This is a genomic window from Falsiroseomonas sp. CW058 (assembly GCF_050563535.1).
In the GTDB taxonomy this organism is placed as follows: domain Bacteria; phylum Pseudomonadota; class Alphaproteobacteria; order Acetobacterales; family Acetobacteraceae; genus Falsiroseomonas.
The window spans coordinates 115,372-130,607 of sequence record NZ_JBNXUO010000008.1 but is presented as its reverse complement, the minus strand read 5'-3'; the positions used below and the strand labels follow the sequence as shown (position 1 = coordinate 130,607).

Here is a 15,236-nt window from a genome sequence, read left to right as displayed (position 1 = left end):
GCTTCTCAGTACGTGCGGCCGGCCGGCTCCCCCGCGGTGGCGCGGGTGGCGCGCACTTCCTCCACCGCGTCGCGCAGGTCGGCCAGGTACATGTCCGCCGTCTCGGCATGGACCGGGTTCAGGTGCATGTGGATGCCCGGCGGCTCCGCCTGACGCCCCACGAACCAGCCGCGCGCGCCCATCGCCTCCGCCACCGCCCCGATGTCGAGCGCGGGGTCGACCGAGCGGTAGACGAAGATGCAGAGCTCGTGCGGCTCCAGCACCGTGAGGCCTGGGATGGCCCCGATACCGGCGCAGAGCCTGTCCACCGTGTCCATGATGACGCGCGCCCAGTGGACGTAGCCGTCCCGCCCGAGGAAGTTCATCACCGCCCAGGCCGCCGCCACCGCGCCGCCCGCGCGCGTGCCCTGCGCGGTGGAGGAGGCGTAGGCGCCGCGTTCCCAGTCCCTGAACTCGAAGGTCTGGAAGCGCTGCAGCGCCGCGTCGCGCAGCATCATCATCGACGCGCCCTTCGGCGCGTAGCCGTATTTGTGCAGGTCGGCGCTGATCGAGGTGACGCCGGGGACCGCGAAGTCGAAGGGCGGGATCTCCTGCCCCAGCTCGCGCACGAAGGGCGCGAGGAAGCCGCCGACGCAGGCGTCCACATGCATCCACAGCCCCCGCGCCTGCGCCAGCGCCGCGATCGCCTCGACCGGGTCGAAGACGCCGAAGGGGTAGTTCGGCGCGCTGCCCAGCAGCATGATGGTGTCGCCGTCGATCCGCTTCGCCATCTCGTCCGGGTCGGCGCGGAAGTCGTTGCGCGTGGTCGGCACGCGGATGACGCGGATGCCGAGATGCTGCGCCGCGCGGTCGAAGGTGGGATGGCCGGTGCGGGGGATGACGATGTTCGGCCGTTCGATCCCCTTCGTCTCCCGCGCCCAGTCCCGCGCGGTCTTGAGCGCGAGGAAGATGCTCTCCGACCCGCCGGAGGTGAAGGTGGCCGCGGCGCCGTCCGGGGCATGGTGCAGGGACAGGCCCATCTGCAGCACCTCGCCCTCCAGCTTCCTCATGCTGGGGAAGGCGCGCTGGCCCATCGCGTTCTCGGTCCAGTAGGCGCAGTAGGCTTCCTGCTGGACGCGCGTCACCTCCTCGTTGAGGTAGTAGAAATACAGGGCCATGCGGCCCTCGCGCCACTTGAAGTCGTCCTTCTTCGCGGCCTCGAGCTCCGCCTTCAGGTCGGCCCAGGGGCGGCCCTTCTCGGGGATGGACAGCATCGTCTGCGTGGTCTCCTTCACGCGCGCGGTCGCGCGCCGGTGGCAAGGGTGAAGCCGTCCATCCGCGGCTCGTAGGCGACGTTGCTGCGGGTGGCCCAGACATTGGACATCCAATGCGTCGGCAGCACCGCGAAGTCCCGCATGGCGATGGCGGTGGCGTCGCGCAGCAGCGCCTCGCGCGCGGCGTCGTCGATGGTGCGGAAGGCGTCGCGCATGCGGCGGTCCACCTCCGGGTTCGAATAGCGGCCGCGGTTGTTGGCGCCGAAGCCCGCTTCCCGGTCGAAGGTGGCGAGCAGGGTGCGCATGGTGGTCAGCCCGCCCGACGATCCCGCCCCCCAGGAGTTGAAGAAGAACGCGAAGTCCAGCTGCGCCGCGCGCGGGAAGAAGGCGGCGGAGGGCAGGGCGTCGACCCGCGCCTGGATGCCGATGCGGGCGAACATCTGCGCCAGCGCCTGCAGCACCTTCTCGTCGTTCACCAGGCGGTCGTTGGTGCCGTGGATGGTCAGGCGGAATCCCTGCGGCAGCCCGGCTTCCGCCAGCAGGCGCCGCGCGCGGTCGGGGTCGAAGGACAGCGGCGGCAGGTCGGGGACATGGCCGAAGACGCCGCGGTCGACGAATTGGTTCGCCGGGCTCGCCATCCCCTCCATCACCGCCCGGCAGATGGCGTCGCGGTTGATGGCGAGGGACATCGCCTCCCGCACGCGGGGGTCGCGGAAGGGGTTGGGGATGGGGCTGCCGTCGGGCGCGGTGACGCCCGGCGGATGGTCGCGGTGCAGGTCGAAGGCGAAGAAGACCACGCGGTTGCCGACGCTCTCCGCCACCGCCGTGCCCGGCCCGGCGCGCAGCCGCGGCAGGTCGGAGGGCGGGGGCTGGTCGATCAGCCCGGCCTCGTTCGCCAGCAGCGCCGCCACGCGCGGGCCATTCGCGGGGATCGGGCGCACCACCACCCGCGCGAAGGCGGGCGGGCCGGCCCAGTGGCGCGGGTTGGCCTCCAGCACGATGCGCTGGCCGCGCGCGTATTCCGCCACGCGGTAGGGGCCCGTGCCGATGGCGGCGCGCAGGCCGTTGAAGTCCCCCGTGGTGGCGTGCTCCATCGCGGCGGGCGCGATCATCACCGCGCCCATGTAGTTCGGCATCAGAGGGAAGGGCGCCGCGGTGCGCAGCACGACGGTCAGCGGGTCCTCGGCCACGGCCTCGGTGATCTGGCGGACATAGACCGCGAAGGAGGAAGGGCTGCCCGGCACGCGCGGGATGCGCCGGAAGCTCGCCAGCACGTCCTCGGCCGTGAAGGGCGACCCGTCATGCCAGGTGACGCCCGGACGCAGCCGGAATTCCCAGCTCAGCGGGTCCCGCGCCCGCCAGGACAGGGCGAGTTCCGGCCGCAGTTCCATCCGCGGGCCCTGTCCCACCAGGAATTCGAAGACATGGCGATGGACGGTGATGGAAGGGTCGTGTTCGTGGAAATGCGGATCGAGGGACGACGCCTCGGCCGTGGTGGCGACCGTCAGCGCGGGGCCGGCGGGCTGCGCACGGGCCACGCCCGGCAGCGCCAGCAGGCCCGCCGCCCCGATCAGGCCGCGACGCGATGCGCGCAGCGCCATGCCCGCCTCCCTCGATCCTTGCTTGACGGGAAGGCTAGACCCGGGATGTGATCACATACAAGCATTTCCGGAGCCAGCCATGCTGACCGGCGCCGCCGCTGCGGCCGGGGTGGGCGATCCGCGTTCCCCCCACTACCCGCGCCCCGCCAACCCCACCCCGCCCTGGCCGCATGGCTTCCCCATCGAAGGCGCGCCGCCCGACATCGCGCCCTGGGCGGCGGGCAATGCCGGCATCCCCTTCCTGTGGAGCCTCGACGGCGCGGCGCCCGGCCCGCATGCCGCCATCGTTGCCCTGACGCATGGCGAGGAATGGTCCGGCGCGCATGCCGTGGCGGCGCTGCTGCGGGCCGGGGCGCGCCCGGCGCGCGGGCGGCTGTCGCTGCTGTTCCACAACTGGCGCGCCCATGCGCGCTGGAACCCGGCCGAGCCCAACCGCGCCTTCCACATCGACCGCGACCTGAACCGCGTCTGGGACCCCGCGCTGCTGGACGGCGACGCGGCGGGGGACGAGCTGGACCGCGCGCGCGAACTGCGCCCCTGGCTCGACACGGTGGACCACCTGCTGGACCTGCATTCGACGCAGCAGCCCAGCCCCGCCTTCGCGCTGGCCGGCACGCAGGACCGCAGCGTCGCCTTCGCCTGCGCCCTCGGCTTCCCGCGCATCGTGGTCCGCGACCTGCCGCATGCGGCCGGCCGCCGCATGCGCGACTGGCCGCCCTTCGAGGACCCGTCCGGCACGCGCACGGCGCTGGTGGTGGAATGCGGCCAGCACTGGGTGGCGGGCACGGTGGCGAATGCGCATCGCGCGGCGCGCGCCTTCCTCGTCCATCTCGGCATGATGCCCGGTGGGGCGGCGATGGCGACCGAAGGCCCGGCGGCGGTGATCGAGACGACGGGCACCGTCACCGCCGCCACCGATGCCTGCGAATTGCTGGCGTCCTGGCCCGACCTGTGCCTGGTGCGCCGGGCCGGCACTCTGCTCGGCCATGACGGCGCGGCGGCGATCAGGTCGCCGCATGACGATGCGGTGGTGATGCTGCCCGTGCGCCGGCCTCGGCCGGGGCTGACCGCGCTGCGCTTCGGCCGCTGGCGCGACGGGCGCGGCGTGGCGCTGCCGGAGATTCCCTGACCGCTACCTCTCGCAGCGCAGGAAGACGGTGCTGCGATGCGCGATCTCGCCCACATCCGCCGCGCTGCGGTCGGCGCCCCGGCTCTCCTCGGTGCGGAAGGACAGGCCGGCGCGGCGCAGGAAGGCCTGCGCCGCCTCTCCCTTCACCGCGAAGTTCACGTTGTCCACGTTCTGCACGCGGCGGCTGTCGAGCTTGGCGACCACCACCCCCACCACATGCCCCTGCATGTCGAGCAGCGGGCCGCCGGAATTGCCCGGCTGCACCTCGGCGCTGATCTGGTAGGTGTTCGGGTCGTTGCGGATCCCGGCCAGCCCGTTGATCTCGCCGCGCGTCAGCTTCGGGTCGGAGGAGAGCAGCCCGGCCAGCGGGAAGCCATAGGCCACCACGCCTTCGCCGCGGCGCACCGCGGGCGTGGCGCGGAAGGCCAGCGCCGGTCCCGGATTGCCGGGGATGTTCAGGATGGCTAGGTCGAGCGCCGCATCCACCTGCGCCGGCGGCACCGCTGCCAGCCAGCGGCCATCGGCGGTGCGCGCCAGGATGCGGTCGCAGCCATCCACCACATGCTGGTTGGTCAGCACGCGGTCCGGCGCCACGGCGAAGCCGGTGCCGGAGGAGACGCGCCGCGCATTCTGGTTCGGCCGCGCCTGCGCCACCGGCGGCGGCGGCGCGGCGGCGGCGGTCAGTTCCACCCGCGGCGTCGCGCAGATGTCCTGGTCGCGCGCCAGGCTCTCCCGCCCGTCGGCCAGCACCAGGCGGACATCGAAGCGGCAGCCGGCATCGGGGTTGATCCGCAGGCTGAAGGCGGACCCGCTCGGCAGCGGGCCGCGGTTCAGCAGGTTGCCGCCCCAGTCCGCCCGGCCGCTGCGCACCGCATGCAGCGCCGTCGCCTCGGCCCCCGTCCGGTTGACGATGCGCACCGGGTCGGGCGCCGGCGCCTGCGCCGCGCCCGGCGGCGCGGCAAGGGTCAGGAAGGCGAGCAGCGGGAAGGCGAGCGGGGCGTGGTGCATGGCGGCCATGTCGGACCCGCGGGCGCCCGCGTCAACGGCGCGCCGCGCGGTTGCGACAGATCAAGGAAGCGGCGGCCTTGCCACAGCAGGATGGCGCACCGCCGGGGATGCCCCTTGACCCTCCCATGATGGGAGGCCCCATCTCGGCACCATGGACAAGATCGCACCCGCTTCGATGCCCGAGGCCCCCGTCGTCGCAGAACCCGCCCTGGCCATCCCGATCGAGGGCATGACCTGCGCCAGCTGCGCCGGGCGGGTGGAGAAGGCGCTGGCGAAGGTGCCGGGCGTCACCGCCGCGCAGGTGAACCTGGCCAGCGAGCTGGCCGAGGTGCGGGGCGGCGCCACGCCGCAGGCGCTGGCCGAGGCCGTCCGCAAGGCCGGCTACGAGGTGCCGGAGGTCGAGCGGACGCTCGGCATCGAGGGCATGACCTGCGCGAGTTGCGCGTCGCGCGTCGAGGCGGCGCTGGCGAAGGTGCCGGGCGTGCTGTCGGCCAGCGTCAACCTGGCGAGCGAACGCGCGACGGTGCGGATGCTGGCCGGCGTGCCCGATGCCGCGCTCGGCGCCGCGCTGACGCGCGCGGGCTATGCGCTGGCCGCGCTGCCCGACGATGCGGCGGAGGAGGAGGCGGCGGCCGCGGCGAAGCTGGCGCGCCAGCGGCGGGACCTGGTGCTGGCCGGGCTGCTCGCCGCGCCCTTCCTGCCCGGCATGCTGGCCATGCCCTTCGGGCTCGACTGGATGCCGGATGGCTGGGTGCAGCTGGCGCTGGCGGTGCCGATGCTCGGCTGGTTCGGCGCGCGCTTCTTCCGCTCGGGCTGGGCGGCGCTGCGGGCGGGCACGGGCAACATGGACCTGCTGGTGTCGATCGGCACCGGCAGCGCCTTCCTGATGTCGCTCTGGCTGCTGCTGCGGCATGGCGGCGGCCACGCGCACGGCCTGTATTTCGAGGCGGCGGTCGTCGTCCTGTTCTTCGTCATGCTCGGCAAGTACCTGGAGGCGCGCGCCAAGCGCGGCACCGGCGCCGCGATCCGCGCGCTGCTCGACCTCCGCCCGCGCACCGCGCGGCGGCTGGACGCGGAGGGGGCGGAGCACGAGGTGCCGGCCGCCGCGCTCGTCGTCGGCGACCGCGTGGCGGTCCGCCCCGGAGAACGCATCCCGGTGGACGGCGTGGTCGAGGGCGGGGAGGCGGGCGTCGACGAAAGCGCGCTGACCGGCGAATCCCGGCCCGTGGAGAAGTCGCCGGGCGCGCGCGTCGCGACCGGCACGGTGGCGCTGGACGGGCGGCTGGTGCTGCGCGCCACCGCGGTGGGGGCCGAGACGGTGCTGTCGCGCGTCGCCGCCCTGGTCGCCGCGGCGCAGGCCAGCCGCGCGCCGGTGCAGAAGCTGGTGGACCGCGTCAGCGCGGCCTTCGTGCCCGTGGTCATTGCCATCGCCGCGCTGACGCTGGCCGGCTGGCTGCTGGCCGGGGCGGGGTTCGAGGCGGCGCTGCTGCACGCAGTCGCGGTGCTGGTCATCGCCTGCCCCTGCGCGCTCGGCCTCGCGACGCCGGCGGCCATCATGGCCGGCACCGGCGCCGCTGCCCGCGCCGGCATCCTGATCCGCGACGCCGAGGCGATCGAGCGCGCGAAGGCCGTCACGCTCGTCGCCTTCGACAAGACCGGCACGCTGACCGAAGGCAGGCCGCGGCTGGCCGCGCTGCACCCGGCCGGGGGCATCGATGCCGCGCAGGCGCTGGCGCTGGCCGCCGCGCTGCAGGCGGGCAGCGAGCATCCGCTGGCGCGCGCCGTGCTGGCCGCGCAGGGCGGCGCGCCCGCCCCGGCAGCGGAGCGGTTCCGCGCGCTGCCCGGCCGCGGCGTGGAGGGTGCCGTCGGCGGGCGGGCGCTCGCGCTCGGCAGTCCGCGCCTGTTGGCGGAGCGCGGCGCCGATCCCGGGCCGCTCGGGCCGCTCGCGGCGGGGCACGCGGCCGAGGGCCGCAGCCTCGCCTGGCTGCTGGAAGGCGGCCGCGCGCTGGCGCTGCTGGCCTTCGAGGACGCGCCGAAGCCCGGCGCCGCCGGCGCGGTCGCGGCGCTGGGGCGCATGGGTGTCGGCGTCGCGATGCTGAGCGGCGACGTGCGGGCGGCGGCGGAAGCCGCGGCCGCGCGGCTCGGCATCGCCCGCGTCGCGGCGGAGGTGCTGCCGGAAGGCAAGGCCGCGCAGGTGCAGGCTTGGCAGGCCGAAGGCGCCCGCGTCGCCATGGTGGGCGACGGGGTGAACGACGCGCCGGCCCTGGCGGCGGCCGATCTCGGCATCGCCATGGGAACGGGCACCGACGTCGCCATCGCGGCGGCGGGAATCACGCTGATGCGCGGCGATCCGGGGCTGGTTCCCGCCTCGCTCGAGATCACGCGCAGGACATACGGCAAGGTGAGGGGTAACCTCGGATGGGCGTTCGCGTACAACATGCTGGGCCTGCCGCTGGCGGCGGCGGGGCTGCTCTCGCCTCCCGTCGCGGGGGCGGCGATGGCGATGTCCTCGGTCTCGGTGGTGGCGAATGCGCTGCTGCTGGCAAGGTGGAGGCCGCCGTCCCCGCCGGACGCGGCCGGCCCGGCATGAACATCGGCGAGGCCGCGGCGCGGTCCGGCGTGTCGGCCAAGATGATCCGCCACTACGAATCCATCGGCCTGATCGAGGCGGACCGCCGGCCCAACGGCTATCGCAGCTACGGCCCGCAGGACGTGGCGGTGCTGCGCTTCATCCGCCACGCCCGCGACCTGGCCTTCCCGCTGGAGGACATCCGCCGCCTGCTCGCGCTGTGGCGCGACCGTTCGCGCGCGAGCGGCGACGTGAAGCGCATGGCGCTGGCGCATGTGGAGGCGCTGGAGAGCAAGGCCGCCGCGCTGGCCGCCATGGCCGGCAGCCTGCGCCACCTGGCCACCCATTGCCATGGCGACGACCGGCCGGACTGCCCCATCCTGGCGGAGCTGGAGGGCAGGGGCGGCTGACGGAACGTCCGCCCCCACGTCGCGTTCGCGCCCGGCATCACGGGAGCGGCGCGACGATGGACTTCACCTTGCCCGAACTGTTCAAGTGGGCGGCGATGGCCTTCACCATCCTCGGCGCGGGGATGACCGCGGCCGATCTCGGGCGGCGCTTCACGGGCTGGGGCTTCGCTTCGCTCGCCGCCGCCTCGGCCTGCTGGCTGGCCTCGGCGCAGCTGGAACAGGAAAGCCAGCTCGGCCTGACCAACCTGGTGCTGCTCGCGCTCAACCTGTTCGGCGTCTGGCGCTGGCTGGTGCGCAAGGCGCCGGGCGGTGCCGAGGCCACCCGGCCCCAGCCCGCGGAGTAGCGGCGCTACCGCCGCTTCGGGCGATCGCGGGAGATGTCGACGGGCCCGCCGCGCTGGGCCGACAGCTCGCTGCGGTCGCCGGTCTGGTAGTCGTTGCTGCCGAAGCCGTCGCCGGCCGCGATCGGGTCGTCGACGGTGCCGGCCGCGCGGTGGTCCCGCCCGCGGGAGCCTTCGGTGCCGGCCGCGCCGCCGGGGTTGGTGCCCGCCTGGTCGGTCTCGCCGGTGGTCTTGCGCTCGCCGCCCGGCCGTTCGGGGCGCAGCGCATCCTCCGCGCCGCGGGCCTCGCCGATCCTGTCCTTGTCGTCCATCCGTCGTGCTCCTGGAAGGCGATGGCAACGCCGGGGCCCGGCCGGGGTTTGCCGCGCGACCCCCGGTTGACGGCGGATGGCGGCCGGCGCTTCAAGCGCGGCTTCCCCTGGCCCACGGAGCCCGCCCATGAACCCCGCCACCAAGGCCGCCCTGATGGGCGTGACCACGGCCACGCTGACCACCGTGCTGCTGAAGAAGGGCGTGCGCTTCTGCTACGTGGCCGGGGCGCGGCCGATCGTGCCGGGCAACTTCACCCGCATCGTCGGCCCCGCCTTCACGCTGCGCTTCACGCCGACGCGCGAGGACCTGGCGACGGTGGACAGCTGGTCCTCGCCGCGTTCCACCCGCGCCGCGATCGAGGACATGCCCGAGGGCTGCGTCGCCATCGCCGATGCGATGGGCAGCACCGGGGCCGGCATCTTCGGCGACATCCTGTGCGCCCGCATGGCCCAGCGGCGCGTCGCCGGCCTGGTGACCGACGGCATGGTGCGCGACGGGCAGGGCGTGATCGGCACCGGCCTGCCGGTCTTCTGCCAGGGCTACGTCGCCCCCGCTTCCGTCGCCGCGCTGAACTTCGTGGGCTGGCAGGAGACGATCGGCTGCGGCGGCGTCACCGTGGTGCCGGGCGACATCGTGGTGGCCGACGGCGACGGCGCGGTGGTGATCCCGCAGGCGATGGTCGACGCCGTGACCGAGGCCGCGGTCGAGCAGGAACGCCTGGAGGGCTGGATCATGGGGGAGGTCGCCAAGGGCCTCGCCCTGCCCGGCCTCTACCCCGCCAATGCCGAGACCAAGGCCCGCTACGAGGCCGACAAGGCCGCCGGGCGGGTGTGACGCCCTCGCGGTCACCCGGGGTGGCCGGGGCATGTCCCCGGAGCCTCCCGGCGCCGCGCGCGGCCATCGCGGACAAAAAAAGGGGGCCAGCGGCGAACCGCTGGCCCCAAGTCTGGGTCCGCACACCATGTGCGGAACCGCCGGGAGAAAACGTCGAGGCACCGCCTTGACGGAATACAATCTAAGCGACCCCGGATCACGGAAACGTGAGCCCCACATGAAGCCTTGGCAAGCCGTTGCCAAAGCCGTGCCGGCCCTGCGCGTCAGGTGGCGGGCCGCGTCGTGCCCATGGTCGCAGGCGCGGCTTCCGCCTGCCGCAGATGCGCCCCCTGCGCCCGCAGCGCCGCCTGGATCTCCGCCACCGGGACCGCCCGCGGCGCCACACCGCGCCCCGCCGCCAGCGCCGCCGCGACGCCGGCCGCCTGGCCGGTCAGCCAGCATTGCGGGATCTCCCGCAGGAAGGAATGGCTGGTCGCGTCGCAGGCCAGGTGCCGCCCGGGCGCGAGCAGCCCGTCCAGCCGCTCCGGCAGGATCGCGCCATAGGGGACCGAGACGGGCGCGAAGGCCGGGCCGAGGCTCGGCGAGACGCCGATCTCGGCCGGGCTGACCCGCCCGTCCCACCAGGCCCGCGTCACCGGCTCCGCGCCGCGCAGCCGCCGGGCGTGCCGCACGCCGAGCTGCGGTGCCGACAGCATCGGGAAGGCGCCCGCAAAGCCGGGGGCTTCCGCGCGGTAGCGGTCCAGGTGGCGGAACATCAGCCGGTGGGACAGGACCTCCACCTCGCTCAGGTCGTCCACCTCCACCGCGGAATAGCCGGCCAGCCGCGGGCCCATGAACAGCGCCACGTCGTCCCGCCAGCTCGCGAAGGCCTTGTCGAAGAAGCCGACCGCCTCCTTGCCGCGCCGCATGAACTCGGCGAACTCCCCGGGCCGCGCGGCCCGCCAGGCGAGGTAGCGGGGCATGTCCACGCCGCCGAAGACCCAGCTGGTGTTCATGCAGTGGTGGATGTCGCGCGCGTCGATGTCGTCGGCGAAGGCGGCGCCGGCGCGGGCGTAGAGGTCGCCGTCGCCGGTGCCGTCCACCACCACCTTGGCCAGCACGGCGCGGCGGCCCTGCTTGGATTCGAAGATCGCGCCGGCGACCGCGCCCTCGCGCATCACCGGCTCCGCCCCCCAGGCGTGGAAGATCGGCTCCACCCCGGCCGAGACGGCCATCTCCAGGCTCGCGGCCTTCAGCCATTCGGGGCAGACGGTCGGGGAATGGGTGACGATGCCGTGGAAGGCCGCGGTGCGCAGCGCCCACCAGGCGGCGGTCGCGGCATCGCGCGATCCCCAGGCCTCCCGCGGGGGGCCGGCCACGGCGTCACCCGGCAGGCGGTCCAGCAGTTCCTCCGCCAGGCCGCGGATCAGCAGGCTGCCGTCCCAGCCCGTCATCCGGTCGATCCAGACGACGAGGCCGCCGGTGGACAGCCCGCCCAGGTGGTTGTGCCGTTCGAGCAGGATGGTGCGCGCGCCGAGCCGCCCCGCCGCCACCGCCGCCGCCCAGCCCGCCGGCCCGCCGCCCACCACCAGCACGTCGCAGGCGGCATGCACGGGGATGTCGCGCGCGGGCTCCGCGACGGTCAGCCCGGTGGGGGCGCGGCGGCGCGCCGGGGCGCGCGGCGAGAAGACCTCGGACCGGAAGAAGATCCGGCCGCCATCCTGGTTGTCCATCGGCCGCAGCATAGCGCCCGGCCCGGTGGCGCCCAACAGCTTCACGCCCGGCCGCCGGCCGCCCTATACCAGCGCCGCCATGCGAAACCTCCTCCAAGCCGCCGACCGTGACCGCCTGGTGAGGCTGCTGGCCGGCCCGCTGCTCCGCGAGGTGCGGGTCGGCGGCCGCCGCCTGCCGGCGCTGGCGGAAGGTGAGGGGAGCGAGGGCGGCGGGCTCTGCGCCGCCGCCGCCAATGCCCGCGCGGCGGAGCTGCTGCTCCAGCCGGAGGTCCGCGCCGGGGCCCCGGCCCTCGCCGACGGCGTGCTCGACTTCGTGCGCGCGATGCAGGACGCGCCGGTGCCCTGCCGCGCGGCGGCGGCCGGCGGCATCGAGGTGACGCGCGCCGATCCGCGCGACTTCGAGGTGGTGACCCCCTTCCACCGCTTCAGCGGCGACCTCGGCGCGGGGATGGTGAAGCAGCAGCTGCGCGGCCCCGCGGGCCTGTCCGCCGGCGCGCCCCGCCACCCCGCGATCCACAGCGGCAACATGGTGGAGTTCCGCATCGGCCGGCACCGCGTCTGCCTCGACGTGGAGGAGGCCGTCACCGGCTTCGCGCTGGAGCGCGACGGCGACGGCGTGGTGCTGAGCCATACCAGCACGCTGCGCGGCCGCGCCGGCTGGCTGGCCCCGCGCGAGGTGGAGGCGGGCACCGTCACCTACCGCTACGCGATCGCGCCCGACACGCCGGTGCTGCGCCTGACGGTCACCTTCCGTGCGGCCCACGCCCTGTCGCGCCTGCGGCTGACGACGGCGCTCGACGGGATGGACATGCCCGGGCTGGAACTGGCCGAGGCGAGCCTGCTGCTCGGCGGCGCGTGGAAGCCGGCGCGGCCGACGCCGCAGCCCGGCCTGCTCGCCTGGACCGAGGGCGCGGCGTTGGCCCAGCTCTCGCTCGGCCAGGCGGGGTGGCCGGCCGGCGCGCCGACGCTGCATCTCCGCCCGGCGGAGCCGGCGCGGGTGATGGGCGCGAAGGTCGTCTCGCGCAGCGGCGGGCTGGCGCATTGGCTGGTGCTGCGCCACGGCCCGGTGGACCTGCCCGCGGGGGGCGAGCTGGTGGTGCGGGAGGACCGGCTGCTCGCGGCCGGCACGGGGCCGGAAGCGGCGGCGGCGGGGATGACGGCGGGCGGGCTCGCGGGGCTCGACCTCGAACCGGCGCCGCCGGAGCCGGCGGCGCTGACCGCGGTGGCGACCGCGCTGCTGCACGACGCCGCCGGAGGCCATGCCGACCCGCTGCCGGAGGACCGCCGCGCCGACCTCGCCGCCTGGCTTGAGCGGCGGCTGCGGGCGGTGGAGGCGGCGGGGGCGGATGCGGCGGCGCTCGCCCATGCGATCATGGCGGCGGAGGCCTGGGCGCGGGCGGGCGGCGCCGGCGCCGCGCTGGTGCCGGCCTTCGCCGCCCGGCTGGCGGCGCTGCAGACCGAACTCGGCGCCTTCCGCGAGGCGGAGGGGCGGGAGCCGCGGCTGGTGCCGCATGCGCTGGCGCTGCTGGCCCTGGCGCGGGCCGGCGCGCTGCTGGATGCCCGGCGCTTCGGCCCGGTGGTCGAGGCCGCGCTCGGCGCCATCCGGCCGGGGCCGGTCGCCTCGCTCGCCGGCGGGCGGACCGTGACGCTGGACGGCATCGCGCTGGCCGGCGCGCCGCCCGCGCCGATCGACGACCATGCGGAAGGCGTGGCGCTGGCGACGCGCGCCGCGGGCGCGGTGGCGCTGGCCGCGGCGGCGGGCGCGCCGGCGCTGTCGCCCGACGCCGCCGCGCGGGCCGAGGAGTTGCACCGGCAGGGCGTCGCCCTGCTGCGGCCGCTGGTGCGGGCGCGCGGCATGGTGCTGGAGGTCGCGCCCTCGCCGCTCGGCGGGGCGGCGGGGGCGGTGGCGCAGTCGGCGGCGACGCTGGCGCTGATGTGCCCGGAAGCGGTGACGATGGCGCTGCCCTTCCCCGCCCCCGCCGCCAGCGGGGCGTGAGGGTGGGGGGCATCCGGGCGGCGGGCCTCGGCGCGCTGGCCGCCCTTCTCTCCGCCTGCGCCGCGCCGGTGGCGCCGCAGGCCGATCCCCCGCTGCCCTACCCCCCTGCCGCGGCGGAGCGCGTGCTGCGCATCGCGCTGGCCGAATGGCGCGACTGGGGCGCCGTCACGCGGGAGGCCCATGCGCCCGGGCCCCCGGCCGGCCTGGAATCCGACCCGGCCAACTTCCCCCGCGTCCTCGCCTACTGGACGGCGGTGCCGGTGGATTTCGGCGCGATCCCGGACAACCGCCGCCGCTATGCCGCGGCGCTGGCGGGCGGCGGGGCGGCGGGCCTCTGGGCCACGCCCTACTGGTCGGCCGCCTTCGTCTCCTGGGTGTTCCGCAGCGCCGGGGTGGATGCGCGGGAATTCCCGCCCAACGCGACCCATGCGCTCTACCTCGACGCGCTGATCGCCGATGCGCGCCGCTTCCCCGCCACCGCGCCCTTCATCCCCCGCGCGCCGGAGGAACACGCGCCGCGGCCGGGCGACCTGCTCTGCTTCGACCGCAGCCGCGCGCCCCTTCGCCACTGGACGGACCGCCTGGCCGAGACCGGCGCGATCCGCCCGATGCATTGCGACATCGTCCTGGCCACGCCCCCCGGCGCGGTGGAGGCGGTGGGCGGCAACGTGGCCGACGCCGTGGCGATGACGCGCTTCCCCGCCGGGCCCGACGGGCGGCTGCTGCCGCCGCCGCCGGGCTTCGCGCCCACCCTTCTCATCATGGAAAGCCGGCTCGGCCGGCTTCCGCCCTGGAGTGCCCGATGACCGACCTGTTCTCGCCCCTGACGCTGCGCGGGGTCACGCTGGCCAACCGCATCGGCGTGTCGCCGATGTGCATGTACTGCGCCGGCGACGACGGGAAGCCGACCGACTGGCACCTGGCCCATCTGCTGCAGCGCGCGGTCGGTGGCGCGGGGATGGTGATGGTGGAGGCCACCGCCGTGACCGACGAGGGCCGCATCACGCCCGGCGACCTCGGCCTGTGGGAGGATGGGCAGGTCGCGCCGCATGCGCGGCTGGCCGCCGCCATCGCCCATGCGGGCGCGGTGCCGGCGATCCAGATCGGCCATGCCGGGCGCAAGGGCTCGCGCCTGCCGGCCTGGTTCGACGGCCCGGCCGATCCTGGCTGGGAAACGCGCTCGGCCTCCGACATCGCGATGTCGGGCTTCGCCGCGCCGCGCGCCATGGCGGCCGACGAGGTCGAGGCGATCCCCGGCCTGTTCGCCGCCTGCGCGCGCCGCGCCGTCGCGGCGGGCTACGCGCTGGTGGAGCTGCACGCCGCGCATGGCTACCTGCTGCACCAGTTCCTCTCGCCGCTGTCGAACCGCCGCAACGACCGCTGGGGCGGCGATTTCGAGGGCCGGGCGCGGCTGCCGCTCGAGGTGGTGCGCGCGGTGCGCGCGGCGGTGCCGGACGCGATGCCGCTGTCGCTGCGCGTGTCCCACACCGACTGGGCGGAGGGCGGCTGGACGACGGAGGAGACGGTGGAGCTGTCGCGCCGCGCCGCGGCGGCGGGGATCGACATCGTCGACGTCTCCTCGGGCGGGATCGACCCGAAGCTGCAGAAGATCACCCTGGCGCCGGGCTACCAGGTGCCGGGGGCGGAGGCGGTGAAGCGGGGCGCGGGCGTCGCGGTGGCCGCCGTCGGCCTGATCACCGAGCCCGACCAGGCCGACGCGATCGTCGCCGGGGGCCGGGCCGACATGGTGCTGCTGGCCCGCGCCGTGCTGCGCGACCCCTACTGGCCGGTGCGCGCCGCGGCGGCGCTGGGCCGGGCCGATGCGGTCCGCACCCCGCCGCAATATGACCGCGGCTGGGGCGGCATCGCGCGGATGGGGATGCGGGTCGAGACCGGCGCGCCGATGCCCGCGCTGTAGCACGGGCGGGCGGCCCGAATTCCTTCGGGCCGCCGCCTTCAAACCGCGACTCCGGCCTGCTAGAAGGATCGACCCGCGAAGGCGGGGAACGGGGCCAGCGGCGGCCCGGGCCGGCGCGAGCCGGCGCGGACCGCCCCAACACGTCGGGACATC

General features: G+C 75.6%; 13 protein-coding genes. 8 read left to right on the top strand and 5 right to left on the bottom strand.

Features of this window, described 5'->3' with window-relative positions:
* Window positions 1-5 precede the first annotated feature (5 nt).
* Both ACK8OX_RS09210 and ACK8OX_RS09205 read right to left on the bottom strand, forming a co-directional pair.
* Window positions 6-1,274 carry a pyridoxal phosphate-dependent decarboxylase family protein gene (locus tag ACK8OX_RS09210; protein ID WP_430663721.1) on the bottom strand — a complete coding sequence of 423 codons (1,269 nt, stop codon included), beginning with the start codon at window positions 1,272-1,274 and terminating at the stop codon, window positions 6-8.
* Entirely contained in the window at window positions 1,271-2,854 is a 1,584-nt protein-coding gene (locus ACK8OX_RS09205; RefSeq protein ID WP_430663719.1) for an ABC transporter substrate-binding protein, read from the bottom strand. The genes ACK8OX_RS09210 and ACK8OX_RS09205 overlap by 4 nt, the downstream gene beginning before the upstream one ends.
* A gap of 79 nt (window positions 2,855-2,933) precedes the next feature.
* On the opposite strand from ACK8OX_RS09205, the gene ACK8OX_RS09200 reads away from it, so the two are divergent.
* Window positions 2,934-3,983, top strand: coding sequence for a peptidase M14 (locus ACK8OX_RS09200; protein WP_430663717.1), 1,050 nt, complete (start codon window positions 2,934-2,936; stop codon window positions 3,981-3,983).
* Between the two features lie 3 nt (window positions 3,984-3,986).
* Here the strand turns inward: ACK8OX_RS09200 and ACK8OX_RS09195 are convergent, their stop codons facing one another.
* Window positions 3,987-4,991, bottom strand: coding sequence for a trypsin-like peptidase domain-containing protein (locus tag ACK8OX_RS09195; RefSeq protein WP_430663715.1), 1,005 nt, complete (start codon window positions 4,989-4,991; stop codon window positions 3,987-3,989).
* A gap of 151 nt (window positions 4,992-5,142) precedes the next feature.
* Here ACK8OX_RS09195 and ACK8OX_RS09190 point away from each other — a divergent pair, with 151 nt between their 5' ends.
* The 3 genes from ACK8OX_RS09190 to ACK8OX_RS09180 are packed head-to-tail and all read left to right on the top strand — an operon-like array spanning window position 5,143 to window position 8,314.
* Entirely contained in the window at window positions 5,143-7,581 is a 2,439-nt protein-coding gene (locus ACK8OX_RS09190) for a heavy metal translocating P-type ATPase (protein WP_430663714.1), read from the top strand.
* Window positions 7,578-7,970, top strand: a complete 393-nt coding sequence (locus tag ACK8OX_RS09185) for a MerR family transcriptional regulator (RefSeq protein WP_430663712.1) — start codon at window positions 7,578-7,580, stop codon at window positions 7,968-7,970. The genes ACK8OX_RS09190 and ACK8OX_RS09185 overlap by 4 nt, the downstream gene beginning before the upstream one ends.
* Window positions 7,971-8,026: 56 nt before the next feature.
* Window positions 8,027-8,314, top strand: coding sequence for a hypothetical protein (locus ACK8OX_RS09180; RefSeq protein ID WP_430663710.1), 288 nt, complete (start codon window positions 8,027-8,029; stop codon window positions 8,312-8,314).
* A 5-nt stretch (window positions 8,315-8,319) separates the two neighbouring features.
* On the opposite strand, the gene ACK8OX_RS09175 is transcribed toward ACK8OX_RS09180, so the two are convergent.
* Window positions 8,320-8,622, bottom strand: a complete 303-nt coding sequence (locus tag ACK8OX_RS09175) for a hypothetical protein (RefSeq protein WP_430663709.1) — start codon at window positions 8,620-8,622, stop codon at window positions 8,320-8,322.
* A gap of 127 nt (window positions 8,623-8,749) precedes the next feature.
* Between ACK8OX_RS09175 and ACK8OX_RS09170 the strand changes: the two genes are divergently transcribed.
* Entirely contained in the window at window positions 8,750-9,457 is a 708-nt protein-coding gene (locus tag ACK8OX_RS09170; RefSeq protein ID WP_430663707.1) for a ribonuclease activity regulator RraA, read from the top strand.
* Between the two features lie 263 nt (window positions 9,458-9,720).
* Here the strand turns inward: ACK8OX_RS09170 and ACK8OX_RS09165 are convergent, their stop codons facing one another.
* Entirely contained in the window at window positions 9,721-11,169 is a 1,449-nt protein-coding gene (locus tag ACK8OX_RS09165; protein WP_430663706.1) for an FAD-dependent oxidoreductase, read from the bottom strand.
* Between the two features lie 79 nt (window positions 11,170-11,248).
* Between ACK8OX_RS09165 and ACK8OX_RS09160 the strand changes: the two genes are divergently transcribed.
* From ACK8OX_RS09160 to ACK8OX_RS09150, 3 genes are read left to right on the top strand one after another with little or no spacing between them, the layout of a single operon-like run.
* A complete protein-coding gene (locus ACK8OX_RS09160; protein ID WP_430663705.1) occupies window positions 11,249-13,165 on the top strand; it encodes a hypothetical protein in 1,917 nt (638 codons plus the stop codon).
* Complete coding sequence (locus ACK8OX_RS09155; protein WP_430663704.1) at window positions 13,162-13,971, top strand: DUF2272 domain-containing protein; 810 nt, start codon at window positions 13,162-13,164, stop codon at window positions 13,969-13,971. The genes ACK8OX_RS09160 and ACK8OX_RS09155 overlap by 4 nt, the downstream gene beginning before the upstream one ends.
* Window positions 13,968-15,083 (top strand): NADH:flavin oxidoreductase/NADH oxidase, encoded by a 1,116-nt coding sequence (locus tag ACK8OX_RS09150; protein WP_430663703.1) that lies wholly within the window; start codon window positions 13,968-13,970, stop codon window positions 15,081-15,083. Before ACK8OX_RS09155 ends, ACK8OX_RS09150 begins: the two co-directional genes overlap by 4 nt.
* Window positions 15,084-15,236 lie beyond the last annotated feature (153 nt).

Coding starts and splice junctions, on each gene's coding strand:
- ACK8OX_RS09205 (WP_430663719.1), bottom strand. CDS start 2,854: ATGGCGCTGCGCGCATCGCGTCGCGGCCTGATCGGGGCGGCGGGCCTG.
- ACK8OX_RS09200 (WP_430663717.1), top strand. CDS start 2,934: ATGCTGACCGGCGCCGCCGCTGCGGCCGGGGTGGGCGATCCGCGTTCC.
- ACK8OX_RS09195 (WP_430663715.1), bottom strand. CDS start 4,991: ATGCACCACGCCCCGCTCGCCTTCCCGCTGCTCGCCTTCCTGACCCTT.
- ACK8OX_RS09190 (WP_430663714.1), top strand. CDS start 5,143: ATGGACAAGATCGCACCCGCTTCGATGCCCGAGGCCCCCGTCGTCGCA.
- ACK8OX_RS09185 (WP_430663712.1), top strand. CDS start 7,578: ATGAACATCGGCGAGGCCGCGGCGCGGTCCGGCGTGTCGGCCAAGATG.
- ACK8OX_RS09180 (WP_430663710.1), top strand. CDS start 8,027: ATGGACTTCACCTTGCCCGAACTGTTCAAGTGGGCGGCGATGGCCTTC.
- ACK8OX_RS09175 (WP_430663709.1), bottom strand. CDS start 8,622: ATGGACGACAAGGACAGGATCGGCGAGGCCCGCGGCGCGGAGGATGCG.
- ACK8OX_RS09170 (WP_430663707.1), top strand. CDS start 8,750: ATGAACCCCGCCACCAAGGCCGCCCTGATGGGCGTGACCACGGCCACG.
- ACK8OX_RS09165 (WP_430663706.1), bottom strand. CDS start 11,169: ATGGACAACCAGGATGGCGGCCGGATCTTCTTCCGGTCCGAGGTCTTC.
- ACK8OX_RS09160 (WP_430663705.1), top strand. CDS start 11,249: ATGCGAAACCTCCTCCAAGCCGCCGACCGTGACCGCCTGGTGAGGCTG.
- ACK8OX_RS09150 (WP_430663703.1), top strand. CDS start 13,968: ATGACCGACCTGTTCTCGCCCCTGACGCTGCGCGGGGTCACGCTGGCC.